Annotated in this window: 15 protein-coding genes; 4 read left to right on the top strand and 11 right to left on the bottom strand. The window is 65.7% G+C overall.

The genetic code is table 11. The features are described from left to right. Positions 1-102: 102 nt before the first annotated feature. From ccoP (ACIPIJ_RS00150) to ccoN (ACIPIJ_RS00115), 8 genes are all read right to left on the bottom strand, one after another. The gene (gene ccoP / locus ACIPIJ_RS00150; RefSeq protein WP_401071601.1) at positions 103-1,083 is read right to left on the bottom strand and encodes a cytochrome-c oxidase, cbb3-type subunit III; all 981 of its coding nucleotides are present in this window, start codon (positions 1,081-1,083) and stop codon (positions 103-105) included. Continuing rightward, positions 1,080-1,277: a cbb3-type cytochrome oxidase subunit 3 gene (locus tag ACIPIJ_RS00145; RefSeq protein ID WP_401071599.1), complete on the bottom strand. Its 198-nt coding sequence runs from the start codon at positions 1,275-1,277 to the stop codon at positions 1,080-1,082. The genes ccoP (ACIPIJ_RS00150) and ACIPIJ_RS00145 overlap by 4 nt, the downstream gene beginning before the upstream one ends. A 5-nt stretch (positions 1,278-1,282) precedes the next feature. Next, positions 1,283-1,891 carry a cytochrome-c oxidase, cbb3-type subunit II gene (gene ccoO, locus ACIPIJ_RS00140; RefSeq protein WP_401071597.1) on the bottom strand — a complete coding sequence of 203 codons (609 nt, stop codon included), beginning with the start codon at positions 1,889-1,891 and terminating at the stop codon, positions 1,283-1,285. Continuing rightward, a complete protein-coding gene (ccoN, locus tag ACIPIJ_RS00135; protein WP_401071595.1) occupies positions 1,891-3,333 on the bottom strand; it encodes a cytochrome-c oxidase, cbb3-type subunit I in 1,443 nt (480 codons plus the stop codon). The genes ccoO (ACIPIJ_RS00140) and ccoN (ACIPIJ_RS00135) overlap by 1 nt, the downstream gene beginning before the upstream one ends. A gap of 364 nt (positions 3,334-3,697) precedes the next feature. Continuing rightward, positions 3,698-4,639: a cytochrome-c oxidase, cbb3-type subunit III gene (gene ccoP / locus ACIPIJ_RS00130; protein WP_401071593.1), complete on the bottom strand. Its 942-nt coding sequence runs from the start codon at positions 4,637-4,639 to the stop codon at positions 3,698-3,700. Further along, positions 4,636-4,827: a cbb3-type cytochrome oxidase subunit 3 gene (locus ACIPIJ_RS00125; protein ID WP_401071591.1), complete on the bottom strand. Its 192-nt coding sequence runs from the start codon at positions 4,825-4,827 to the stop codon at positions 4,636-4,638. Before ACIPIJ_RS00125 ends, ccoP (ACIPIJ_RS00130) begins: the two co-directional genes overlap by 4 nt. A 5-nt stretch (positions 4,828-4,832) precedes the next feature. Continuing rightward, positions 4,833-5,441 carry a cytochrome-c oxidase, cbb3-type subunit II gene (ccoO, locus tag ACIPIJ_RS00120; protein WP_401071589.1) on the bottom strand — a complete coding sequence of 203 codons (609 nt, stop codon included), beginning with the start codon at positions 5,439-5,441 and terminating at the stop codon, positions 4,833-4,835. A 13-nt stretch (positions 5,442-5,454) separates the two neighbouring features. Next, positions 5,455-6,879, bottom strand: a complete 1,425-nt coding sequence (ccoN, locus tag ACIPIJ_RS00115; RefSeq protein WP_401071587.1) for a cytochrome-c oxidase, cbb3-type subunit I — start codon at positions 6,877-6,879, stop codon at positions 5,455-5,457. Positions 6,880-6,928: 49 nt separating this feature from the next. Here ccoN (ACIPIJ_RS00115) and ACIPIJ_RS00110 point away from each other — a divergent pair, with 49 nt between their 5' ends. Continuing rightward, complete coding sequence (locus ACIPIJ_RS00110; protein WP_401071585.1) at positions 6,929-7,621, top strand: alpha/beta family hydrolase; 693 nt, start codon at positions 6,929-6,931, stop codon at positions 7,619-7,621. 52 nt (positions 7,622-7,673) lie between these two features. Here ACIPIJ_RS00110 and ACIPIJ_RS00105 read toward each other — a convergent pair whose 3' ends face one another. Continuing rightward, complete coding sequence (locus tag ACIPIJ_RS00105) at positions 7,674-7,958, bottom strand: pyrimidine/purine nucleoside phosphorylase (protein WP_401071583.1); 285 nt, start codon at positions 7,956-7,958, stop codon at positions 7,674-7,676. A 75-nt stretch (positions 7,959-8,033) separates the two neighbouring features. Further along, the gene (locus ACIPIJ_RS00100; protein WP_401071581.1) at positions 8,034-8,585 is read right to left on the bottom strand and encodes an exonuclease domain-containing protein; all 552 of its coding nucleotides are present in this window, start codon (positions 8,583-8,585) and stop codon (positions 8,034-8,036) included. A 164-nt stretch (positions 8,586-8,749) separates the two neighbouring features. Between ACIPIJ_RS00100 and ACIPIJ_RS00095 the strand changes: the two genes are divergently transcribed. Next, positions 8,750-9,550 (top strand): substrate-binding periplasmic protein, encoded by an 801-nt coding sequence (locus tag ACIPIJ_RS00095; RefSeq protein WP_401071579.1) that lies wholly within the window; start codon positions 8,750-8,752, stop codon positions 9,548-9,550. Positions 9,551-9,614: 64 nt separating this feature from the next. After that, complete coding sequence (locus ACIPIJ_RS00090) at positions 9,615-10,628, top strand: GNAT family N-acetyltransferase (protein WP_401071577.1); 1,014 nt, start codon at positions 9,615-9,617, stop codon at positions 10,626-10,628. Positions 10,629-10,680: 52 nt separating this feature from the next. Here the strand turns inward: ACIPIJ_RS00090 and ACIPIJ_RS00085 are convergent, their stop codons facing one another. Then, entirely contained in the window at positions 10,681-11,211 is a 531-nt protein-coding gene (locus ACIPIJ_RS00085) for an RNA polymerase factor sigma-70 (protein WP_401071575.1), read from the bottom strand. A 306-nt stretch (positions 11,212-11,517) separates the two neighbouring features. Here ACIPIJ_RS00085 and ACIPIJ_RS00080 point away from each other — a divergent pair, with 306 nt between their 5' ends. Next, positions 11,518-24,471 carry a non-ribosomal peptide synthetase gene (locus ACIPIJ_RS00080; protein ID WP_401071573.1) on the top strand — a complete coding sequence of 4,318 codons (12,954 nt, stop codon included), beginning with the start codon at positions 11,518-11,520 and terminating at the stop codon, positions 24,469-24,471. Positions 24,472-24,583: the final 112 nt, after the last annotated feature.

The raw sequence follows: 24,583 nt of genomic DNA, 5'->3' as shown, positions 1-24,583 counted from the left end.
CTCTTCGCGGGACAAGCCCGCTCCCACAAGTACTGCACAGGCCCTGAGGCAGAAGGAGAACCTGTGGGAGCGGGCTTGTCCCGCGAAGAGGGCTGGCCTGCCTTACTCGGCCTTTTCAGGCTCCTGCTCCTGATGCGACAGGCTGTACACATAAGCTGCCAGCAAGTGCACCTTGTCATTACCCTGCAGCTGCTCCTGCGCCGGCATCTGCCCTTGGCGACCGTAGCGGATGGTCTGCTGCAGCTGGGCAAAGCTCGACCCATAGATGAACGCCTGCGGGTGGGTCAGGTTTGGCGCACCCATGGCCGGCGTGCCCTTGCCCTCAGGGCCATGGCAGGCCACACAGTTGGCAGCGAAGATCTTCTGCCCGTTCTCGGCATCGGCCTTCACGCCTTCCGGCAGGGTGCGGCCATCAAGCTTGCTGACCACGAAGGCTGCTACATCGGCGACGCCTTGCTCGCCGATCACTTCCGACCAGGCCGGCATCACGCCATGGCGGCCGCCCATGATGGTGGTCTTGATGGTTTCCGGCTCGCCGCCCCAGCGCCAGTCGTTGTCGGTCAGGTTGGGGAAGCCGTAGGCGCCTTTGGCGTCGGAGCCGTGGCACACCGAGCAGTTGGAGGCGAACAGCCGTGCGCCCATCTTCAGCGCTTGCGGCTGCTTGGCCACCTCTTCGATGGGCATGGCCGCGTACTTGGCGAAGATCGGCCCGAAGCGGGCGTCGGCCTTGGCCATTTCCTTTTCCCACTCGTGCACCCCGGTCCAGCCCGGCTGGCCGTTGCTGAACTCGGTCTGCTTCTCGTTATCCAGGTACGAATAACCCGGCAGCACGCCTTTCCAGTTGCCCAGGCCCGGGTACAGCACCAGGTAGCCCAGGGCGAAGATGATGGTGCCGACGAACAGCCAGAACCACCACTTGGGCAGTGGGTTGTCGTATTCCTCGATGCCATCGAAGGCATGCCCGACGGTTTCGTCGGTGACCTCTTCGCGCTGGCCCTTGCGGGTGGACAGCAGCAGCCAGGTCAACGAGAAGATGGTGCCCAGGGTCAGGACGGTGACGTACAGACTCCAGAAGGTTGTCATTGTTGTTTGCTCCCAGAAGCTTTTGCTTGCGCTTGCTCGACGTGCGTTTTGGCCTCGGGGTCATCGGCGAACGGCAGTTGGGTCGCCTCGTCGAACGCCTGCTTGCGCCGTGGGCTGAACACCCACAGCGCCAGGCCCACGAAGGCCACCATCACCACCACGGTGCCCAGGCCGCGAATCATCCCGATATCCATCAGCGTCACCGTTTACTTTTGATGAGGGTGCCAAGACCTTGCAGGTACGCGACCAGGGCGTCCATTTCGGTCTTGCCCTTGACCGCGTCGCGGGCACCGGCGATGTCGGCGTCGGTGTACGGCGTGCCCAGGGTACGCAGCACTTCGAGCTTCTTCGCGGTGTCCTTGCCGTCGAGTTTGTTCTCGACCAACCACGGGTAGGACGGCATCTTCGACTCCGGCACCACGTTGCGCGGGTTGTACAGGTGCGCACGGTGCCAGTCGTCCGAGTAGCGCCCACCCACGCGGGCCAGGTCCGGGCCGGTACGCTTGGAACCCCACAGGAACGGGTGGTCCCACACGCTTTCACCGGCCACCGAGTAGTGGCCGTAGCGCTCGGTCTCGGCGCGGAACGGGCGGATCATCTGCGAGTGACAGCCCACGCAGCCTTCGCGGATGTAGATGTCGCGGCCTTCGACTTCCAGCGCGGTGCGCGGCTTCATGCCTTCGACGGGTTTGTTGGTGACGTCCTGGAAAAACAGCGGGACGATCTGGGTGAGGCCACCGACGCTCACGGCGATGACCATGAAGAAGGCCAGCAGGCCTATGTTCTTCTCGACAGCTTCATGCTTCATCAGTGCGCTCCCACGACGACGATCTTGGCCGCTTCATCCGCTTCTACCGGGTTGGCCGCGCGGACGGTGCGCAACACGTTGTACGCCATCAGCAGCATGCCGGAGGCGAAGAACGCACCGCCCAGTGCCCGCACGATGTAGCCCGGGTGGCTGGCCTGCAAGGCTTCGACGAAGGAGTAGGTGAGCGTGCCGTCATCGTTGATGGCGCGCCACATCAGGCCCTGGGTGATGCCGTTGACCCACATCGAGGCGATGTACAGCACGGTGCCGATGGTCGCCAGCCAGAAGTGCGCGTTGATCAGGCCGACGCTGTGCATCTGGGCCCGCCCATACAGCTTGGGAATCATGTGGTACACCGCGCCGATCGAGATCATCGCCACCCAGCCGAGCGCGCCGGCATGGACGTGGCCGATGGTCCAGTCGGTGTAGTGCGACAGCGAGTTCACCGTCTTGATGGCCATCATCGGGCCTTCGAAGGTGGACATGCCGTAGAACGCCAAGGACACGACCAGGAAGCGCAGGATCGGGTCGGTGCGCAGTTTGTGCCAAGCACCGGACAGGGTCATCATGCCGTTGATCATGCCGCCCCAGCTCGGTGCCAGGAGGATGATCGACATCACCATGCCCAGCGACTGCGCCCAGTCCGGCAGGGCGGTGTAGTGCAGGTGGTGGGGGCCGGCCCAGATGTACAGGGTGATCAGTGCCCAGAAGTGCACGATCGACAGGCGATACGAGTAGATCGGCCGCTCGGCCTGCTTGGGCACGAAGTAGTACATCATTCCCAGGAAGCCCGTGGTGAGGAAAAAGCCCACCGCGTTGTGGCCGTACCACCACTGGATCATCGCGTCGGTGGCACCGGCGTAGGCCGAGTACGACTTGAACAGGCTCACCGGCAGCGAGATGTGGTTGACGATGTGCAGCATCGCGGTGACCACGATGAAGGCGCCGTAGAACCAGTTGCCGACGTAGATGTGCTTGGTCTTGCGCTTGACGATGGTGCCGAAGAACACCAGCCCGTAAGTGACCCAGACGATGGCCAGGAGGATCGCCAGCGGCCATTCGAGCTCGGCGTATTCCTTGGTGGTGGTGTAGCCCATCGGCAAGGTGATCAGCGCGCCGACGATCACCGCCTGCCAACCCCAGAAGGTGAAGGCGGCCATGCTGTCGGAGATCAGCCGGGTCTGGCAGGTCCGCTGCACCACGTAGTAGCTGGTGCCGAACAGCGCACAGCCGCCAAAGGCGAAGATGACCAGGTTGGTGTGCAGCGGGCGCAGGCGGCCGAAACTGGTCCAGGGCAGGTCCAGGTTCAGTTGCGGCCACACCAGCTGCGAGGCGATGAAGACGCCGAGGCCCATGCCAAGGATCCCCCAGACCACCGTCATGATGGCGAACTGGCGGACGACCTTATAGTTATAAGCAGTCGGACTGATTGCTGTGCTCATTCTAAGGTTCCACGGTTTTGGTGTTCTTGTTGGTTGAAAAATCGGCGCCAGTATCGATAACCACCAGGGTTATGGCAACGCAAGGCGACCTGCGCCGACCCGTGTCCGGGCCCGTTTGCCGGTGTCCCGCGGCAATTGGGCTTGGGCGATTGTACACAAATAAATATTTGTAATGTGTACCGTTTTTCGCCTTTTTCTGATCGATCGGTCAAGCTTTTTTTGAGGGCGGCGTCAGGCGATGCGCCGCGTCTGCTCCGCTGGATTGGCAGCGAAGCCCACTGTGGCAACAAGCTTAGTTCCGTTCGGAGGGGGTGCAAGGGGAGGGGGGTGGTGAAGAGAGGGGCCGCAAAGCGGCCCCAGGGTATTACTTGGCAGTAACGGTTTCAGCTACATCACCCTGCGACAGGCTATACACATAAGCCGCCAGCAGGTGCACCTTGTCATTCCCTTGAATATCCACCTGGGCCGGCATCTGCCCCTGGCGGCCATAGCGAATGGTCTGTTGCAACTGGGCAAAGCTGGACCCATAGATGAACGCCTGCGGGTGGTTCAGGTTCGGCGCGCCCATGGCCGGTGTGCCATTGCCCTCAGGGCCGTGGCAGGCCACGCAGTTGGCCGCGAAGATTTCCTTGCCCTTGGCCACGTCGGCCGTAGCGCCTTCCGGCAGGCTGCGGCCATCGAGGTTGGTCAGCACGTAGGCGGCCACATCCGCCACGCCCTGTTCGCCGATTACTTCAGCCCAGGCCGGCATCACGCCGTGGCGGCCGTTCATGATCGAGGCCTTGATGGTCTCGGGCTCGCCGCCCCAGCGCCAGTCCTTGTCGGTCAGGTTGGGGAAACCATAGGCGCCCTTGGCATCCGAGCCGTGGCACACCGAGCAGTTGGAGGCGAACAGGCGGCCGCCCATTTTCAGCGCCTGCGGGTCCTTGGCCACTTCCTCGACGGGCATGGCGGCGTACTTGGCGAAGATGGGCCCGAACTTGGCGTCGGCCTTGTCCATTTCCTTCTGCCATTCGTTGACGCCGGTCCAGCCGTCCTGGTAGCCGGGCAGGATGCCTTTCCAGTTGCCCAGGCCCGGGTAGAGGATCAGGTAGCCTACCGCGAACACCAGGGTGCCGACGAACAGCCAGAACCACCACTTGGGCAATGGGTTGTCGTACTCCTCGATGCCGTCGAAGCTGTGGCCCATGGTCTGGTCGGTGGTGTTGCTGCTCTGGCCCTTGCGGGTCGACAGCAGCAGCCAGGTCAGGCCGATCAGGCTGCCGATGGTCAGTACGCAGATGTACGTACTCCAGAAGGTCGTCATTGGGGAGTACTCCTCATGGCTGTGTCCTGCCCGGCAGGGGGCAGGCGGTCGTCGACGAAGGGCAGCAGGCGTGCTTCGGCGAAATCACGGTCGCGGCGGCGGTTGAACACCCACAGCGAGAGGCCGATGAAGGCGATCATCACCACCAGGGTGCCCAGGCCGCGGATCATGCCAATGTCCATTTCCATCGCTGTCACCTCTTGTTCTTGATCGCAGTGCCGAGCACCTGCAGGTAGGCGACCAGGGCGTCCATCTCGGTCTTGCCCTTGACCGCATCACGCGCACCGGCGATGTCCGCGTCGGTGTAGGGCACGCCGAGGGTGCGCAAGGTGCGCATCTTGGTGTCGGTGTGGCTGTTGTCGACCTGCTCGGCGACCAGCCACGGGTAGGACGGCATCTTCGACTCCGGCACCACGTTGCGCGGGTTGTACAGGTGCGCACGGTGCCAGTCGTCCGAGTAGCGCCCACCCACGCGGGCCAGGTCCGGGCCGGTACGCTTGGAACCCCACAGGAACGGGTGGTCCCACACGCTTTCACCGGCCACCGAGTAGTGGCCGTAGCGCTCGGTCTCGGCGCGGAACGGGCGGATCATCTGCGAGTGGCAGCCCACGCAGCCTTCGCGGATGTAGATGTCGCGGCCTTCCAGCTGCAGCGCGGTATAAGGTTTCATGCCTTCGACCGGCTTGTTGGTGACGTCCTGGAAGAACAGCGGGACGATCTGGGTCAGCCCGCCGATGCTGACGGCGAACACCATCAGCAAGGCCATCAGGCCGACGTTTTTCTCGATCACTTCATGTTTCATCAGGCAGATCTCCTCAGGCCAGCTGGGCGTTGGCAGGGGCGGCCTCGGTGGCCGGTGCACGCACGGTGCGCCAGGTGTTCCAGGCCATCAGGAACATGCCACTGAGGAAGATCGCGCCACCGACGAAGCGCACGATGAAGCCCGGGTGGCTGGCCACCAGGGTTTCCACGAACGAGTAGGTGAGCGTGCCGTCGCTGTTGACCGCGCGCCACATCAGGCCCTGGGCGATGCCGTTGACCCACATCGAGGCGATGTACAGCACGGTGCCGATGGTCGCCAGCCAGAAGTGCGCGTTGATCAGGCCCAGGCTGTACATGCGCGGTTTGCCGAACACTTGCGGAATGGTGTGGTACAGCGCGCCGATCGAGATCATCGCCACCCAGCCGAGGGCGCCGGCATGCACGTGGCCGATGGTCCAGTCGGTGTAGTGGGACAGGGCGTTGACGGTCTTGATGGCCATCATCGGGCCTTCGAAGGTGGACATGCCGTAGAAGGCCAGCGACACGACCAGGAAGCGCAGGATGGGGTCGCTGCGCAATTTGTGCCAGGCACCCGATAGGGTCATCATGCCGTTGATCATGCCGCCCCAGCTTGGCGCCAGCAGGATCAGCGACATCACCATGCCCAGCGACTGCGCCCAGTCGGGCAGCGCGGTGTAGTGCAGGTGGTGGGGACCTGCCCAGATGTACAGGGTGATCAGCGCCCAGAAGTGGACGATCGACAGGCGATAGGAATACACCGGGCGTTCGGCCTGCTTGGGCACGTAGTAGTACATCATCCCGAGGAAGCCCGCGGTGAGGAAGAAGCCCACGGCGTTATGCCCGTACCACCACTGCACCATGGCATCGGTGGCACCGGCGTAGACCGAGTACGACTTGGTCAGGCTGACCGGCAGCTCCAGGTTGTTGACGATGTGCAGCAACGCCACGGTGAGGATGAAGGCACCGAAGAACCAGTTGCCCACGTAGATGTGCTTGGTGGTGCGCTTCATCAGCGTGCCGAAGAACACGATGGCGTAGCAGACCCAGACGATGGTGATCAGGATGTCGATCGGCCATTCCAGTTCGGCGTATTCCTTGGAGCTGGTGTAGCCCAGCGGCAGGCTGATGGCCGCGAGCAGGATCACCAGTTGCCAGCCCCAGAAGGTGAACGCGGCCAGCTTTGGCGAGAACAGGGTGGTCTGGCAGGTGCGTTGCACCGAATAATAGGAGGTGGCGAACAGTGCACAGCCGCCGAACGCGAAGATCACCGCATTGGTATGCAGTGGGCGCAGGCGGCCGAAGCTGGTCCAGGGGAGGTCGAAGTTGAGGGAAGGCCAGGCGAGCTGGGCGGCGATGAAGACGCCGAGCCCCATCCCGACGATTCCCCACACCACCGTCATGATGGCGAATTGGCGGACCACCTTGTAGTTATAGGCGGTACTGCTGGTTGTGTTCATGTATGGGTTCCCATCCACGGTTATTGGCAGGCTTTACAGCGAGGCAAGCATGAGTAATGGGCAAAGTGCCGGTATTGACGGGGATCAATGGGCGAAGATCGGAAATGTCCCAGGCTTGCGCTGCGATCCTCCACGGAATCAGGCAGATAGCCGCCCTGCGGCCTGCCTGATCCTGGCTCATGGCGCCGGCGCGCCGATGGACAGCGGGTTCATGGGCGACATGGCGCAAAGGCTGGCGGCGCTTGGGGTCGGCGTGGTCCGCTTCGAGTTCCCCTATATGGCCGAGCGCAGGGCCGGGGGTGGCAAGCGCCCGCCCAATCCGCAGAAGGTGCTGCTGGAATGCTGGCGCGAGGTGTACCGGCAGGTGCGACCTTTGGTCACGGGCAGGCTGGCGATGGGTGGCAAGTCGATGGGCGGGCGCATGGCCAGCCTGCTGGCGGACGAACTGGGGGCGGATGCGCTGGTGTGCCTGGGGTATCCGTTCTATGCGGTGGGCAAGCCGGAAAAACCACGGGTGGAGCATTTGGCCGGGTTGCACACGCCGACATTGATCGTGCAGGGCGAGCGCGATGCGCTGGGCAATAGTGAGGCAGTGGCGGGGTATGCGCTGTCACCGTCGATCGAGGTGAGCTGGCTGGTGGCGGGGGATCATGACCTGAAACCGCTGAAGGCTTCGGGGTTCAGCCATGATCAGCATCTGCAGGCAGCGGCTGAGAAGGTGGCGGGGTTTCTGTTGAGATAGTGCGGGATTCTTCGCGGGGCAAGCCCGCGAAGAGGCCGGGGCAGGCTACCGCTTAGTCGCGGTACTCGCACAGGTAAGCGGAATCCACTGCCACCTTCAACTGGAACTTGCTGTCGGCGGCCACATTGAACTTGTCACCGGCGTTGAACGTTTCCCAGTTGTCGCTACCCGGCAGCTTGACGGTCAGCGCACCCGACACCACGTGCATGATTTCGCGCTTGGCGGTACCGAACTCGTATTCGCCCGGTGCCATGACGCCGACGGTAGCCGGGCCTTCAGTGCCTTCGAAGGCGATCGACTTGACGGTACCATCGAAGTATTCGTTGACCTTGAACATGGGGCGACTCCTGAAAAAGGGGGATGAAAAAGGGCTGGCCAGTATGCCCAAGCCCATCCGCCTCGTCATCTGCTTTCAGGGGCCATTGGCGGGCAGGCTCAAGGGCAGCAGCCGTGCGGTATTGCGGGCATCTTCCAGCGCCCGGTGCTGCTGCCCGCAAAAGTGCATGCCGGCCAGCTGCAAGGCGCCGTTCAGCCCGGCCGGCCGCTGCAGGTGGCGGGCCTTGGCGAAACGCTGCTTGAGGTTGATGTGCGGCAGGTTGCGCAACAGGCTGTCGAGCTGATGCTGCTGCCATTCCTGCTGCAGCTGCTGGCGGTCGTAGTCGCCCCAACTGACCCACGCCTGCAACTGCCCGCGGTGGTGCCCCAGCCAGCGCTCGAAGCGCGCCCACACCTCCGGGAACGCCGCGGCGCTGTCGACATTGGCCTGGCTGATGTGCGTCAGCTCGCGGCAGAACGGCGTCAGCTGCGGCCGCCGCCGGGGGCGCACAAAGCGCTGGAAGTGGTCCACTTCGCGGCCGTCACGGGTCACCAGGCTGGCGCCGATCTCTATGATTTCCATCTCCGTCACCGGCCAGCCACCATCATCGGTGGTGGCTTCCAGGTCGATCACCAACCAGTGGCCCATACCAGGCTCCCTCGCCATACATGCTAGAGCAGCGTAGCCAATGTGCGGCCACACGGCATCCCCTGGCAAAATGCCGTCACTTTGGCATAACCAGCGGTTGTGCCAGGCCGGGAAAACGCCTAGCTTAAGGCGCATCCAGGTATGAACCGTGATGAGTGTCCGTCTTGACTCCAGCGCCCGGCCTGAAGGCTTTGTCCACCTTGTTGATGCTGGCTTCAGTAGTGCTGGCGGTGCCGGCCTGGGCAGCCGACGCCATCGATGTGAAGATCGGCGCCGCGCACTTTCCGCCTTACACCGTGCGCCCGGAGCAGGGGGCTGACACCGGCCTGCTGCCGCAACTGGTCGAGGCGTTGAATCACCTGCAGCAGGAGTACCGCTTCGTGCTGGTACCTACCTCGATCCAGCGGCGCTTTGGCGACTTCCAGCAGGGCCGCACCGACATGGCCATCTTCGAAAACCCTGAGTGGGGGTGGCAGCAGATCCCTCATCAGGCGGTGGACATGGGTCTGGAAGACGCCGAAGTGTTCGTTGCCAAGAAGCTCGACGGCCGTGACCAGCACTACTTCGACGACCTCGCCGGCAAGCGCCTGGCGCTGTTCAATGGTTACCACTATGCGTTCGCCGCTTTCAATTCCGCCCCCAACTACCTGCGCAAGACCTACAACGCCACGCTGACCTATTCCCACGACAGCAACCTGCTGATGGTCCAGGCCGGTCGCGCCGACATCGCCTTGGTGACCCGTTCCTACCTCAGCGATTTCCTGGTGCGCAACCCGGCCAGCCTCAGCCAGCTGATCCCGTCCACGCGCATCGACCAGGTCTACCACCACTACGCCCTGCTGCGCCCCGATGCCCGGATCAGTGCCCAGCAGTTCGCCGCGCTGTTGCGCCAGTTGCGCGAAGCCGGCGAGCTGACCCGCATCTTCCAGCCCTACCGGATCACCGTCGAAGCCCCTCGCGACTAAATTCCCGGCGTGCAGCCACGTTTTCAGCAGTGAGCCTTCCTTTCATTTTCTGTGAGCCCTGCCCATGCCGTTCGATGCCGCTTCGCAGCCCTTGTCACCCCCACGCTGGCGCAGCCTGAGTGCCGACGAGGGTGATTGCTGGTTGAGCCTGACCCTTGAGGGCCGGCCGTTGATCCAGGTGCGCCTGCAGCCTGGCGATAGCCTCGCGGTGCACCTCGAAAGCCTTTGCCCCGAGCGCCCGCAGCAAGCCCTTTGGGCGGCCTGCTACTGGCTGCTGTCGCGCGACCCGGCCCGCCAACGGCTGGCTTGGCACCTGCCGGAGGCGCTGCCCGAAGCGCTTGCCAGTGGCCTGTTGCTGGTCACCGAGCAGGCGGGCGTGTACGTGTGCGAACGCACCCTGTTCTGGCAGTTGCCCCAGCCCTGGCTCGGCCAGCCGGTTGGCGGCATTTACCCGCAACAGATGCAGATGAGCAACGGCAAGCGTCACCCGCGCCGTGCGCCCAAACCCCGTGGCGAGGTGTACCGGCGCTTCGACGCGCGCCTGGGCAGCTGGGTATCGCTGCGCACCCTGGAAATCGACCAGGACCTGGAGCGTTTCAACCGTTGGCAGAACAACCCGCGGGTGGAGCAGTTCTGGCAGGAGGGTGGGTCGCTGGAGCAGCACCGTGAGTACCTGGCCAAGCTCGAAGCCGACCCGCACACCGTGACCCTGATCGGCTGTTTTGACGATCAGCCGTTTGCCTACTTCGAAGCGTACTGGGCCAAGGAAGACCGCATCGCACCGTTCTACCAGGCCGACGACTATGATCGCGGCATACACATGCTGGTCGGCGAGGAGGCGCATCGCGGCCCGCACAAAGTCGCCAGCTGGCTGTCGGCGCTGGTGCACTACCTGTTCCTGGATGACCCGCGCACCCAGCGGGTGGTGGCCGAACCGCGTGCCGACAATGGCAAGATGATCGGCTACATGCACGACCAGTGCTTCCACTGCGACAAAGCGTTCGATTTCCCGCACAAGCGCGCGGCGCTGATGATCCTGGGGCGGGAGCGGTTCTTCGACCGCTGCAAGCTAGCCTGATACCGCGCCGCCTGTTTCGCGGGCTTGCCCGCGAAAAGGCCGGCGCGAACGGTCAGACCTGCCGGCTGGCGGTCTTGCGGCAATGCACCAGCGCATCGCGAATCATGAAGTTGACCAGTGTCGGCGACACCCCCAGTTCCTTGGCGATGTCCTTCTGTGGCACGCCGTGCAGGCGGTACATCTCGAAGGCGTAACGGGTGCGCTGGGGCAGCTCGTTGAGCGCCTCGGCAATGTGCTCGAGCGCCGCCAGGTTGATGTGCGTGGCTTCCGGCGAGGCATTAGGGATGACCACGTTCATGCCTTCCTCTTCAGTGCCCGAATACTTCAGCTCCATCGCCTGCTTGCGGTAATGGTCGATGGCCAGATTGCGTACGATCTGGAACAGGTAGCTGAGCTGGGCCTTGAAGGAGGAGGTGATCTGCGGGGCGGCGCTGAGCCGGAAGAAGGCGTCCTGGACCACGTCTTCGGCGCGCGAGCGGCAGCCGGTGATGCGGGCTGCGATCTTGACCAGGATGCTGCGGTTGTCAACGAATGCTTGGAGTAATGGTGAATCGCACTTACTTGTGGATAGTTGTTCCGCCATGGAAATCACCTTGTCTCGAAGGGGAATAGGAGCACCCCGGACAGGGAAGCCACCTACGACGTGCGACAAGCTATTCAGAATGATAATGATTGTCAAATACGAAAGTTAATGAGTATCCATTAGTTTCAGTTCTAAGCAAGTGCGCGTGACGCGGTTCACCTTTTGCGGGCTTCATGGCTGCGTCGTCCCGGTAATTTCTTCCCGTGCCCATCCGTTCCCCTCTGTACATCCGGCCGCCGAACGCTGCCCGCCACCCTCGCGCGGGGCAGCCGGCCCGACTTACCCAGACACTGGCAGGAACACCCCATGACGGACGCCTTCGAACTCCCGCTCTCGCTGGTCCAGGCCCTGGCGCAACGCGCTGCGCAGACCCCGGACCGCATCGCCCTGCGCTTTTTGGCCGATGCCCCCGGCGAGCAGGCCGTGCTCAGCTATCGCGACCTCGACCTGCGCGCGCGTACCATCGCCGCTGCCTTGCAGGCGCGTGCCGGGTTCGGTGACCGTGCCGTGCTGCTGTTCCCCAGCGGCCCGGACTACGTGGCGGCGTTCTTCGGCTGCCTCTATGCCGGTGTCATCGCCGTACCGGCCTATCCACCGGAGTCCTCGCGCCAGCATCACCAGCAGCGGTTGCTGTCGATCATTGATGACGCCGAGCCGCGCCTGCTGCTGACCGTGGCAGCGCTGCACGACAACCTCCAGGGCCTGGCAGCCCTGAGTGGCGAGAACGCCCCCGCACTGCTGGCGGTGGATGGCCTGGACCCGGCGCTGGCCAGCGCCTGGCAAGCACCTGCACTGGCCAGCGATGACATCGCCTTCCTCCAGTACACCTCGGGTTCCACCGCGTTGCCCAAAGGCGTGCAGGTCAGCCATGGCAACCTGGTGGCCAACGAGCAACTGATCCGTCACGGTTTCGGCATCGACCTCAACCCGGATGATGTAATCGTCAGCTGGCTGCCGCTGTACCACGACATGGGCCTGATCGGCGGGTTGCTACAGCCGATTTTCAGTGGCGTGCCTTGCGTGTTGATGTCGCCGGGCTATTTCCTTGCCCGGCCGCACCGCTGGCTGCAGGCAATCAGCGAGTACGGCGGCACCATCAGCGGCGGGCCTGACTTTGCCTACCGCCTGTGCAGCGAACGGGTGAGCGAAGCAGCCCTGGCCGGCCTCGACCTGAGCCGCTGGCGCGTGGCCTATTCCGGTTCCGAACCCATCCGCCAGGACAGCCTGGGCACCTTCGCCGAGAAGTTCGCCGCCTGCGGTTTCACGCCCAGCAGCTTCTTCGCCAGTTATGGCCTGGCCGAGGCGACCTTGTTCGTCAGCGGCAGCCGCCGTGGCCAGGGCATCGGGGCGCTGGAGCTGGATGCCGAGGCGTTCGCCGCCAACCGCGCCGAAGCCGGCAAGGGCAGTGTGGTGATGAGCTGCGGCTACCCACAGCCAGGCCACGCGGTGCGTATCGTCGAGCCACAGCGCCTGGAGCGGCTGGCGGATAACCAGGTCGGCGAGATCTGGGCAGGCGGCCCGAGTATCGCCCTGGGCTACTGGCGCAACCCTGAGGCCAGCGCGCGCACCTTTGTCGAAATGGACGGCCAGACCTGGCTGCGCACCGGTGACCTGGGCTTCATGCGTGAGGGCGAAGTGTTCGTCACCGGGCGCCTGAAGGACATGCTGATAGTGCGGGGCCAGAACCTGTACCCGCAGGACTTGGAAAAAACCCTCGAACGTGAAGTCGAGGGGCTGCGCAAAGGCCGTGTGGCGGTGTTCGCGGTCGACGATCAGGGTGAGGAGGGGATCGGCGTGGCGGTGGAAATCAGCCGCAACGTGCAGAAGGCCGTAGCGCCCGAAGCGCTGATCAAGGCCTTGCGTCAGGTCATCGCCGATGCCTGCCGCCAAGCGCCTGCCGTGGTCCTGCTGCTGAACCCCGGCGCACTGCCCAAGACCTCCAGCGGCAAGCTGCAACGTTCGGCGTGCCGCCTGCGCATGAACGATGGCAGCCTGGATTGCTATGCGCGCTTCCCGACGGTTGTCACCGTGCCCGAGGGCGCCGCAGCCGGCGAGGGCCTGCAGGCGCGCATCGCCGCGATCTGGCGTGAGATCCTCAAGGCCGATTCGGTCGCCGCCGACGACCACTTCCTGCTGCTGGGCGGCAACTCCATCGCCGCCACCCAGGCTACCGCGCGGCTGGCCGATGAGCTGGGTATCCAGCTGAGCCTGCGCACCTTGTTCGAAGCGCCGACCCTGGCCGAGTACAGCACCGCCGTGGCGCACATCATTGCCGAAGGCGGTTGCGAAACGGCGGCTATCGCGAGCCTGGGCCGTGGCCAGGCCCTGCCGCAGTCGTTGGCGCAAAACCGCCTGTGGTTGCTGTGGCAACTGCAGCCGCAATCGGCGGCCTACAACATTCCGGCTGGCCTGCAGTTGCGCGGCGAGCTGGACGACATTGCGCTGCAGGCCGCGTTCCAGGCGCTGGTGGCACGCCACGAAGCGCTGCGTACGGTGTTCAGCGAAGAAGACGGCCAGGCCCTGCAGCGCATCCTGCCCGAGCAGCCGTTCAACCTGCTTCGCCTCGACCTGCAAGGGCTGACTGACGCCGAAGTGGCCGAGCGCCGCGAAGCAGAAGCGCAGGAACCGTTCGACCTGATCCAGGGGCCGCTGCTTCGCGTGACCCTCGCTCAACTGGATGACGAAGACCATCAGCTGTGGGTGACCTTGCACCACATCGTCGCCGATGGCTGGTCGCTGAACATCCTGCTCGACGAGTTCGCCAAGCTTTATGCCGCCCGCTGCCAAGGCCAGGAGGCCTCGCTTGCGCCGCTGTCGCTGGGTTATGCCGACTATGGCAACTGGCAGCGCCGGTCGCTGGCCGAAGGCGAAAGCGCGCGCCAGCTGGAATACTGGAAGGCCCGCTTGGGTGACGCGCTGCCGGTGCTCGACCTGCACCCGGACCAACCCCGTTCCAGCCAGCACCACCACCGCGCTGCACGCTTGAACCTCAAAGTGCCCGCCAAGCTGACCGAAGCGCTCAAAGGCCTGGCCCGCGAGCAGCAGGCCAGCCTGTTCATGGTCTTGCTGGCGGCCTGGCAAGGCCTGCTGCACCGCTACACCGGCCAGGCCGACATCCGCGTCGGCGTGCCCAACGCCAACCGCCCTCGCCAGGAAACCCAAGGCATGGTCGGCTTCTTCATCAACACCCAGGTGCTGCGTGCGCAACTGGATGGCCGCCTGCCGTTCGCGCAGCTGCTGGCACAGGTGCGCCAGGCCACCCTCGACGCCCAGGCCCACCAGGACCTGCCCTTCGAACAACTGCTCGAAGCGCTGCCCGAGGCCCGTGAGCAAGGCCTGTTCCAGGTCATGTTCAACCATCAGCAACGCGACCTCTCGGCCTTGCGCCGCCTGCCGGGCCTACTCGCCGAAGAGCTGCCGTGGCACAGCCGCGAAGCCAAGTTCGACCTGCAATTGCACAGCGAAGAAGACCACCAGGGCCGCCTGAGCCTGGCCTTCGACTATGCCGCCGAGCTGTTCGCCGGCAGTACCGTCAAGCGCCTGTCCCAGCACTTGCTGGCGCTGCTCGAGCAGGTGTGCGCGCAACCGCAACTGGCTTTGGGCGATGTCGATTTGCTGGATGAGCAAGGCCGCCAGCAACTGCTGGCCTGGGGGCAGGCACTCGCGCCGGCACCGCAGCGTCTGGTGGTGGAGCAACTCAACGAACAGGCTCGCCAGACACCGGAGCGCACCGCTCTGGCCTGGGACGGCGGCAGCCTCGACTACGCCGAGCTGCACCAGCAGGCCAACCGCCTGGCGCATTACCTGCGCGACAAAGGCGTTGGCCCCGACACGTGCGTGGCCATCGCCGTCGAGCGCTCGCCGCAACTGCTGGTTGGCCTGCTGGCCATCCTCAAGGCGGGCGGCGCCTATGTGCCGCTGGACGTCGACTACCCGGCCGAGCGCCTGGCCTACATGCTGCGCGATTGCCAGGCCAGCCTGCTGCTGAGCAACAGTGGCATGCTCGCGCGCTTGCCCCAGGTCGACGGCGTCAGCGCCATCGCCCTCGACCAGCTGCACCTGGATAGCTGGCCAAGCCACGCGCCGGGCCTGCACCTGCACGGCGACAACCTGGCCTACGTGATCTACACCTCCGGTTCTACCGGCCAACCCAAAGGCGTGGGCAACACCCACGCAGCGTTGGCCGAGCGCCTGCAATGGATGCAAACCACCTACGCGCTGGGCGACAGCGACGTGCTGATGCAGAAGGCACCGATCAGCTTCGACGTGTCGGTGTGGGAATGCTTCTGGCCGCTGATCACCGGCTGCAAACTGGTGCTGGCCGGCCCCGGTGAGCACCGCGACCCGCAGCGTATCGCCGCGTTGGTGCAGCAGCATCAGGTGACCATGTTGCACTTCGTGCCGCCGCTGTTGCAGGTGTTCGTGCAAGAACCGCTGGCCGCAGGCTGCTCCAGCCTGCGTCGGCTGTTCTGCGGCGGTGAAGCGTTGTCGGCGAGCCTGCGCGACCGCGTGCTGCAGCGGCTGCCGCAGGTACAACTGCACAACCGCTATGGCCCGACCGAGACCGCCATCAACGTCACCCACTGGCACTGCCAGGCCGAGGACGGTGAGCGCTCGCCCATCGGCCGCCCGCTGGGCAATGTGGTCTGCCGCGTGCTCGATGCCGACCTGCAACTGGCCGCCCCGGGGGTGCCGGGTGAGCTGTACCTGGGCGGCGCGGGTCTGGCCCGTGGCTACCTGGGCCGCCCAGGCCTGACCGCCGAGCGCTTCGTGCCCCAGGCCGATGGCAACGGCGAGCGCTTGTATCGCAGTGGCGACCGTGCCCGCTGGCAGGTGCAGGCCGAGGCCCTGGAGTACCTGGGTCGTCTCGACCAGCAGGTGAAGGTGCGAGGCTTTCGCGTCGAACCCGAAGAAGTCCAGGCTTGCCTGCTTGCCCAGCCGGGTGTCGCGCAGGCACTGGTGCTGATCCACCAGGACGCCGTCGGCGCGCAGCTGGTCGGCTATTACAGCGGCCCCGCACAGGCGGATGCGTTGCTGGCCAACCTGGGCGAGCGCCTGCCGGCCTACATGGTGCCGGCGCAGTTGATCGCGCTGGAGCACATGCCGCTGGGCCCCAGCGGCAAAGTCGACCGCAAGGCCCTGCCGGCGCCGGTCTGGCAGCAACGTGAACATGTCGAACCGCAGAGCGCGCTGCAGCAGCAGGTCGCGGCCATCTGGCGCGAAGTGCTGAACCTGCCGCGCATCGGCCTGCACGACGACTTCTTCGCCCTGGGCGGCCACTCGCTGCTGGCCACCCAGATCGTCTCGCGCACCCGCCAGGCCTGTGATGTGGAGTTGCCGCTGAAGGTGCTGTTCGAAGCCAGCGAACTGGGCGCCTTCTGCGCCGAGATCGCACGCATCCGCGAAGCAGGCGAACACAACCTGCAAGGCGAAATCACCCGTGTCGACCGCCGCCAGGCCGTGCCGCTGTCCTACTCGCAACAGCGCATGTGGTTCCTCTGGCAGATGGAGCCGGACAGCCCGGCCTACAACGTCGGCGGCATGGCGCGCCTGCGCGGCACCTTGCATGTGGATGCCTTCGAGCGCGCGCTGCAGGCGTTGATCGTGCGCCACGAAACCCTGCGCACCACGTTCCCTGCCATCGACGGCGTAGCGTACCAGTGCGTGGCCGAGCACAGCGGCGTGAAGCTGGCCTGGCAAGACCTCAGCGCCTTGCCTGCCGCCACCCGCCAGCAGCGCCTGCAGCAACTGGCCGACGAGCAGGCGCACCAGCCCTTCGACCTGGAGCGCGGCCCGCTGCTGCGCGCCTGCCTGGTCAAGGCTGAAGAGCGCGAACACTACTTTGTGCTGACCCTGCACCACATCGTCACCGAAGGCTGGGCCATGGACATCTTCGCCCGCGAACTGGGCGAGCTGTACGAAGCCTTCGTCGACGAGCGCGAGTCGCCACTTGAACCGCTGCCGGTGCAGTACCTGGACTACAGCGTGTGGCAGCGGCAATGGCTGGAAAGCGGCGAGGGCGAGCGCCAGCTGGCCTACTGGAAAACCCGCCTGGGCGACGAGCACCCGGTGCTGGCGCTGCCGGCCGACCGCCCACGCCCGGCGGTGCAGAGCCATCGTGGCGAGCTGTACCGCTTCGCCCTCGACCCAGCGCTGGTCGCCCGCGTGCATGCGTTCAACAGCCAGCGCGGGCTGACCCTGTTCATGACCATGACCGCCACCCTGGCCGCCTTGCTGCACCGCTACAGCGGCCAGCGCGACCTGCGCATCGGCGCGCCGGTGGCCAACCGCATCCGCCCGGAAAGCGAAGGGCTGATCGGCGCCTTCCTCAACACCCAGGTGCTGCGTTGCGAGCTGGACGGGCAGATGACCGCCGCCGCGCTGCTCGACCAGGTGCGCCAGGCCGCCATCGAAGGCCAGTCGCACCAGGACCTGCCGTTCGACCAACTGGTCGAAGCCCTGCAGCCAGCGCGTAGCAGCGCCTACAACCCGCTATTCCAGGTGATGTGCAACGTGCAGCGCTGGGCCTTCCAGCAAAGCCGCACGCTGGCCGGCATGCAGGTGGATTACCTGGTCAACGATGCCAGCGCCACCAAGTTCGACCTGTACCTGGAGGTCACCGACCTGGATGGCCGCCTGGGCTGCTGCCTGACCTACAGCCGCGACCTGTTCGACGAGCCGCGCATCGCCCGCATGGCCGAGCACTGGCAGCAATTGCTGGTGGGCGTTCTGGACGACCCGCAACAGCGCCTGTGCGAACTGCCGATGCTGGCCGACGCCGAACAGCAGGCGATGATCGGCCAGTTGCAGGGTGAGCATCACTATGCCCTCGACCAGACGCTTCATGGCCTGTTCGCCGCCCAGGCTGCCCGCACGCCGCAAGCCGGCGCTTTGACCTTCGCCGGCCAGCACCTGACCTACGCCGAACTCGACCAGCAGGCCAATCGCCTGGCCCGTGCCCTGCGCGAGCGCGGTGTCGGCCCGCAGGTGCGCGTGGGCCTGGCGCTGGAGCGTTCGCTGGAGATGGTTGTCGGCCTGCTGGCCATCCTCAAGGCCGGCGGTGCCTATGTGCCGCTCGACCCGGAATACCCGCTCGACCGCCTGCGCTACATGATCGAGGACAGCCGCATCGGCCTGCTGTTGAGCCAGCGTGCGCTGCTCGAAACCCTTGGCGAATTGCCTGACGGCGTGGCGCGCTGGAGCCTGGAGGACGACGCTGCCAGCCTGTCCGCCTACAGCGACGCGCCGCTGGACAACCTCAACCTGCCGCAGCATCAGGCCTACCTGATCTACACCTCCGGCTCTACCGGCAAGCCGAAGGGCGTGGTGGTCAGCCACGGTGAAATCGCCATGCACTGCCAGGCGGTGATCGACGCCTTCGGCATGCGCAGCGACGACTGCGAGCTGCACTTCTATTCGATCAACTTCGACGCCGCCAGCGAACGCCTGCTGGTGCCGCTGTTGTGCGGCGCCCGCGTGGTGCTGCGGGCCCAGGGCCAATGGGGCGCCGAGGAGATCTGCCAGCTGGTGCGCGAGCAGCAGGTGAGCATCCTCGGCTTCACCCCAAGCTACGGCAGCCAGCTGGCCCAGTACCTGGCCGGGCAGGGCGAGCAACTGCCAGTGCGCCTGGTGATCACCGGCGGTGAAGCGCTGACTGGCGAGCACCTGGCGCGCATTCGCCAGGCCTTTGCCCCGCAGCAGTTCGTCAACGCCTATGGCCCCACCGAAACCGTGGTCATGCCGCTCGCCTGTCTGGCGCCAGACACGCTGCCCGCCGATGCCGGCAGCGTCCCGATCGGCCGGGTGATCGGCGCGCGCAGCGCCTACATCCTCGATGAAGACCTGGCGTTGCTGCCGCAAGGTGGCATCGGTGAGCTGTACGTCGGCGGTGCCGGCCTGGCCCAGGGTTACCACGACCGCCCGGGGCTCAGCGCCGAGCGCTTTGTCGCCGACCCGTTCAGCCAGGACGGTGGGCGCCTGTATCGCACCGGCGACCTGGTGCGCCTGCGCGCCGACGGGTTGGTGGAATACGTCGGTCGAGCCGACCAGCAAGTGAAGATTCGCGGTTTCCGCATCGAACTTGGGGAAATCGAAAGCCGCCTGCAGGAGCATGCCGATGTCGACGAGGCCGTGGTCCTGGCCCTCGACGTGCCGGGTGGCAAACAACTGGTGGGCTACCTGGTGTGCAAGCAGGCCGGGGCCGACAGCGAGGCCCAGGCCCAGCTGCGCGAAGCGGTCAAGGCCGATGCGCGCCAGCACCTGCCGGACTACATGGTGCCAGCGCACCTGGTGCTGCTGGGCAGCCTGCCGCTGATGGGCAACGGCAAGCTCGACCGCCGCGCCTTGCCGCTGCCCGACCTTGCGCAAGCGCGCCAGCAGTATCAGGCGCCGGCCAATGAGCTCGAAGGGCAACTGGCGCAAATCTGGCGCGAGGTGCTCAACGTCACCCGCGTGGGCGTGCAGGACAACTTCTTCGAACTGGGCGGCGACTCGATCCTGTCCATCCAGGTGGTCAGCCGCGCCCGCCAGCTGGGCCTGCAGTTCACCCCGCGCGACCTGTTCCAGCACCAGACCATCCAAACCCTCGCCGCCGTGGTCAGCCGCAGCGAAGCGCCGAGCAGCATCGAGCAGGGGCTGCGCCAGGGCCGCAGCGGCCTGACGCCGATCCAGCACTGGTTCTTCGACAGTGATGTGGCCCAGCCGCAGCACTGGAACCAGGCGGTGTTGCTGGAGGCCCGTCAGCCCCTGGACAGCGCCACCCTGGAACGTGCGCTGGCCGCGCTGGTGGAACACCACGACAGCCTGCGCCTGCGCTTCACCCAGGCCAACGGCCGCTGGCACGGTGAATACGCCGCGTGCACCGGCGAGCAACTGCTGTGGACTGCCACGGTGGCCGACTTCAACGACTGCCAGGCGCTCTACACCGACGTGCAACGCAGCCTGGACCTGGCACAGGGGCCGCTGCTGCGGGCCTTGCTGGTGAGCGACGGGCAGGGCGACCAACGCCTGCTGCTGGCGATCCATCACCTGGTGGTCGACGGTGTGTCCTGGCGTGTGCTGCTCGAAGACCTGCAGGCGCTGTACCGTGGCCAGCCGCTGGCGGCCAAGACCCACGCCATGGCTGACTGGGCCGCGCGCCTGGCCAGCTATGCCGGCAGCGATTCGCTGCGCGACGAACTCGCCTGGTGGCAAGGCCAGCTGGGCGATGTGCGCCAAGAGCTGCCCTGCGATCACCCGCAGGGCGGCAACCTGCACCGGCATGCCAGCACCCTGGCCATCGGCCTGGACGTGGAGCAGACCCGCCAATTGCTGCAACAGGCACCGGCGGCTTATCACACCCAGGTCAATGACCTGCTGCTGACCGCCCTGGCGCGCACGTTGTGCCGCTGGGCCGGCGGCGACGAGGTACTGGTGCAGCTCGAAGGCCACGGCCGCGACGGCCTGTTCGAGGACATGGACCTGACCCGCAGCGTCGGCTGGTTCACCAACGCCTACCCGCTGCGCCTGAACCCGCAGGCCGGTGAGGGTGACAGCGCCCGCGCCACTTCGATCAAGCGCATCAAGGAGCAACTGCGCGAGGTGCCGCACAAAGGCCAGGGCTACGGCGTGCTGCGCTACCTGGCCGACGACGTCGGGCGCGAAAGCATGGCCGCGCTGCCACAGGCACGCATCACCTTCAACTACCTGGGCCAGTTCGACCAGCAGTTCGATGCCGCAGCACTGTTCCAGCCGCTGGATGCGCCAGCAGGCCTGGCCCACGACCTGGACGCGCCGCTGCCCAACTGGCTCAGCGTCGACGGCCAGGTCTACGGCGGTGCCCTGCAACTGCGCTGGACCTACAGCCGCGAGCGTTACGACGAACAGACCATCGCCCACTTGGCCGAGGCCTATCGCCAGGAGTTGCTGGCCCTGGTCGGCCACTGCCTGGCCGAAGGCAACGGCAGCTTCACGCCCTCGGACTTCCCGCTGGCACACCTGACCCAGGAGCAGATCGACGCGCTGCCGATCCCGGCCGCGCACATCGAGGATGTCTACCCGCTGACCCCGATGCAAGAAGGCCTGCTGCTGCATACCCTGCTGGAACCGGGCACCGGCATCTACTACATGCAGGACCGCTACCGCATCAACAGCGCGCTCGACCCGCAGCGCTTCACCCAGGCCTGGCAGGCGGTGGTGGCGCGCCATGAGGCCCTGCGCGCGTCGTTCAGCTGGAATGCCGGCGAAGCGATGCTGCAGATCATCCACAAACCAGGCAGCACGCCGGTGGACTATCAGGACTGGCGTGGCCTCGACGAAGACGCCCAGGAGCAGCGCCTGCAAGCCCTGCACAAGCAGGAGCGCGAGGCCGGTTTCGAACTGCTGCGCGAAGCACCGTTCCACCTGCGCCTGGTACGCGTGGACGACGAGCGCTACTGGTTCATGATGAGCAACCACCACATCCTCATCGATGCCTGGTGCCGCTCGCTGCTGATGAACGACTTCTTCGAGCTTTACCAGGCCCTCGGCGAAGGCCGCCAGGCCCAGCTGCCAGTGCCGCCGCGCTACCGCGACTACATCGGCTGGCTGCAACGCCAGGACCTCGATGACGCGCGTGGCTGGTGGCAGGCCAACCTCGCAGGCTTCGAACGCGCCACGGCGCTGCCCAGCGACCGCCCGCTGCGCAACGACCATGCCGGTGACGGCATGGTGGTGGGCGACTGCTATACCCGCCTGGAAATGAGCGATGGCGTGCGCCTGCGTGAACTGGCCCAGGCCCACCAACTGACCATCAACACCTTCGCCCAGGCGGCCTGGGCGCTGGTGCTGGCCCGCTACAGCGGCGAACGCGACGTGGCCTTTGGCGTGACCGTGGCCGGGCGCCCGGTGAGCATGCCGCAGATGCAGCGCACTGTCGGGCTGTTCATCAACAGTATCGCCCTGCGCGTGCAACTGCCCGAACCTGGCCAGCGCCGCAGCGTGCGCCAGTGGCTGCAAGGCCTGCTGGAGCGCAACATGGAGCTGCGCGAGTACGAATACCTGCCGTTGGTGACGATCCAGGAATGCAGCGAGCTGCCCAAGGGCCAGCCGCTGTTCAACAGCCTGTTCGTGTTCGAGAACGCCCCGGTGGAAACCGCAGTGCTCGACCATGCCCAGCACCTGAACGCCAGCTCCGACTCGGGCCGCACCCACACCAACTTCCCGTTGACGGCGGTGTGCTACCCAGGCGACGACCTGGGCCTGCACCTGTCGTTCGACCAGCGTTACTTCGACCACGCCACCGTCGAGCGCCTGCTGGCTGAGTTCAAGCGCCTGCTGCTGGCGCTGGTGCAAGGGTTTGAAGGGGAGGTCAGCGAGCTGCCGTTGCTGGGTGAGGACGAACAGCGCTTCCTGCTCGACGACTGCAACCGCACCGCACACGCCTATGCCTTGGAGCAGAGCTACGTTGCGCAGTTTGAGGCGCAGGTCGCCGCGCACCCCGAGCGCACGGTGGCCCGTTGCCTGGAGGCAAGCTATGACTATGCCGGGCTGAACCTGGCGGCCAACCGCCTGGGCCATGCCCTGGTCGCCGCGGGTGTGGCCGTCGATCAGCCGGTCGCGCTGCTGGCCGAACGTGGCCTGCCGCTGTTGGGCATGATCGTCGGCAGCTTCAAGGCCGGTGCCGGCTACCTGCCGCTGGACCCCGGCCTGCCGTCGGCGCGCCTGCAGCGCATCGTCGAGCTCAGCCGCACGCCGGTGCTGGTGTGCAGCGCCGCCTGCGCCGGGCAGGCACGCTTGCTGCTGGACGAGCTGGCCGGCGTGGCTCGCCCGCAGTTGCTGGTGTGGGAAGACGTGCAGGCGAGCGCCATCGCCAGCCACAACCCAGGTATTCACAGTGGGCCGGACAACCTTGCCTATGTGATCTACACCTCAGGCTCCACCGGCTTGCCGAAAGGCGTGATGGTCGAGCAGCGTGGCATGCTCAACAACCAGCTGAGCAAAGTGCCGTACCTGGCGCTGAGCGAGCACGACGTGATCGCCCAGACCGCCTCGCAGAGCTTCGACATCTCGGTCTGGCAGTTCCTCGCCGCACCGCTGTTCGGGGCCAAGGTCGAGATCGTGCCGAACGCCATCGCCCACGATCCGCAGGGCCTGCTGGCCCATGTGCAGGCCACCGGCATCACCGTGCTGGAAAGCGTGCCCTCGCTGATCCAGGGCATGCTGGCCAACGATCACCAGGCGCTGGATGGCCTGCGCTGGATGCTGCCGACCGGCGAAGCGATGCCGCCGGAGCTGGCCGCGCAATGGCTGCAGCGCTATCCGGGCATCGGCCTGGTCAATGCCTACGGCCCGGCGGAGTGTTCGGATGACGTGGCGTTCTTCCGCGTCGACCTGGCTTCGACCCGTGGCAGCTACCTGCCAATCGGCACGCCGACCGACAACAACCGCCTGTACCTGTATGGCGAGGACCAGGCACTGGTGCCGCTGGGCGCGGTGGGTGAGTTGTGCGTGGCCGGTACCGGCGTGGGCCGTGGCTATGTCGGCGACCCGGTGCGCACCGCCCTGGCGTTCATCCCGCACCCGCACGGTGCGCCGGGTGAGCGCCTGTACCGCACCGGTGACCTGGCGCGGCAGCGCCAGGACGGTGTGCTCGAGTATGTCGGGCGCATCGACCACCAGGTGAAGATCCGCGGCTACCGCATCGAGCTCGGCGAAATCGAAGCCCGCCTGCACGAACAGGCCGAGGTCCGCGACGCCGCCGTCGGCGTGCAGGATGGCGTCAACGGCAAGTACCTGGTCGGCTACCTGGTGGCCCATCAGGGCGTCACACCCGATGCCACGCTGCTGGAGCAGGTCAAGCAACGCCTGCGCGCCGAATTGCCGGAGTACATGGTGCCGCTGCACTGGGGCTGGTTCGACCGCCTGCCGCACAACGCCAACGGCAAGCTCGACCGCAAGGCCCTGCCGGCCATCGACATCGGCGGCCAGCACAGCCAGGCCTACCAGGCACCGCGTGACGCGCTGGAAGAGGTGCTCGCCGGCATCTGGGCCGATGTGCTCAAGGCCGAGCGGGTGGGGGTGCACGACAACTTCTTCGAGCTGGGTGGGCATTCGCTGCTGGCGACACAGATCGCATCAAGGGTGCAGAAACAGTTGCAGCTCAATGTGCCTTTGCGGGCGATGTTCGAGTGCAGCACGGTCGAGGAGCTGGCAGCGTATGTGCGCGGGCTGCAGGACAGTGCGCTGGATGAGGACAAGGTGGACCGGTTGAGTGATCTGATGGCGGAGTTGGAGGGGCTTTGATGGTTTGAGCCCTGTGAGCCCCGATCAACGGTTTGCCGATGATCGGGGCATCACTACGCAAAGCTTCCAGGATGAAAGGGAGTATTCGCGCTCATGTCAGTATGCCACTATC

It is taken from the genome of Pseudomonas sp. NPDC087185 (genome assembly GCF_044744955.1).
Taxonomy (GTDB): Bacteria; Pseudomonadota; Gammaproteobacteria; order Pseudomonadales; family Pseudomonadaceae; genus Aquipseudomonas.
Note: the sequence above shows the minus strand (reverse complement) of the source record. Positions and strands in the feature narration are given on the sequence as shown.

Excerpts from the sequence above, each read along its gene's own strand:
- ccoP (WP_401071601.1), bottom strand. The coding sequence starts at position 1,083 with ATGACAACCTTCTGGAGTCTGTACGTCACCGTCCTGACCCTGGGCACC.
- ACIPIJ_RS00145 (WP_401071599.1), bottom strand. The coding sequence starts at position 1,277 with ATGGATATCGGGATGATTCGCGGCCTGGGCACCGTGGTGGTGATGGTG.
- ccoO (WP_401071597.1), bottom strand. The coding sequence starts at position 1,891 with ATGAAGCATGAAGCTGTCGAGAAGAACATAGGCCTGCTGGCCTTCTTC.
- ccoN (WP_401071595.1), bottom strand. The coding sequence starts at position 3,333 with ATGAGCACAGCAATCAGTCCGACTGCTTATAACTATAAGGTCGTCCGC.
- ccoP (WP_401071593.1), bottom strand. The coding sequence starts at position 4,639 with ATGACGACCTTCTGGAGTACGTACATCTGCGTACTGACCATCGGCAGC.
- ACIPIJ_RS00125 (WP_401071591.1), bottom strand. The coding sequence starts at position 4,827 with ATGGAAATGGACATTGGCATGATCCGCGGCCTGGGCACCCTGGTGGTG.
- ccoO (WP_401071589.1), bottom strand. The coding sequence starts at position 5,441 with ATGAAACATGAAGTGATCGAGAAAAACGTCGGCCTGATGGCCTTGCTG.
- ccoN (WP_401071587.1), bottom strand. The coding sequence starts at position 6,879 with ATGAACACAACCAGCAGTACCGCCTATAACTACAAGGTGGTCCGCCAA.
- ACIPIJ_RS00110 (WP_401071585.1), top strand. The coding sequence starts at position 6,929 with ATGAGTAATGGGCAAAGTGCCGGTATTGACGGGGATCAATGGGCGAAG.
- ACIPIJ_RS00105 (WP_401071583.1), bottom strand. The coding sequence starts at position 7,958 with ATGTTCAAGGTCAACGAATACTTCGATGGTACCGTCAAGTCGATCGCC.
- ACIPIJ_RS00100 (WP_401071581.1), bottom strand. The coding sequence starts at position 8,585 with ATGGGCCACTGGTTGGTGATCGACCTGGAAGCCACCACCGATGATGGT.
- ACIPIJ_RS00090 (WP_401071577.1), top strand. The coding sequence starts at position 9,615 with ATGCCGTTCGATGCCGCTTCGCAGCCCTTGTCACCCCCACGCTGGCGC.
- ACIPIJ_RS00085 (WP_401071575.1), bottom strand. The coding sequence starts at position 11,211 with ATGGCGGAACAACTATCCACAAGTAAGTGCGATTCACCATTACTCCAA.
- ACIPIJ_RS00080 (WP_401071573.1), top strand. The coding sequence starts at position 11,518 with ATGACGGACGCCTTCGAACTCCCGCTCTCGCTGGTCCAGGCCCTGGCG.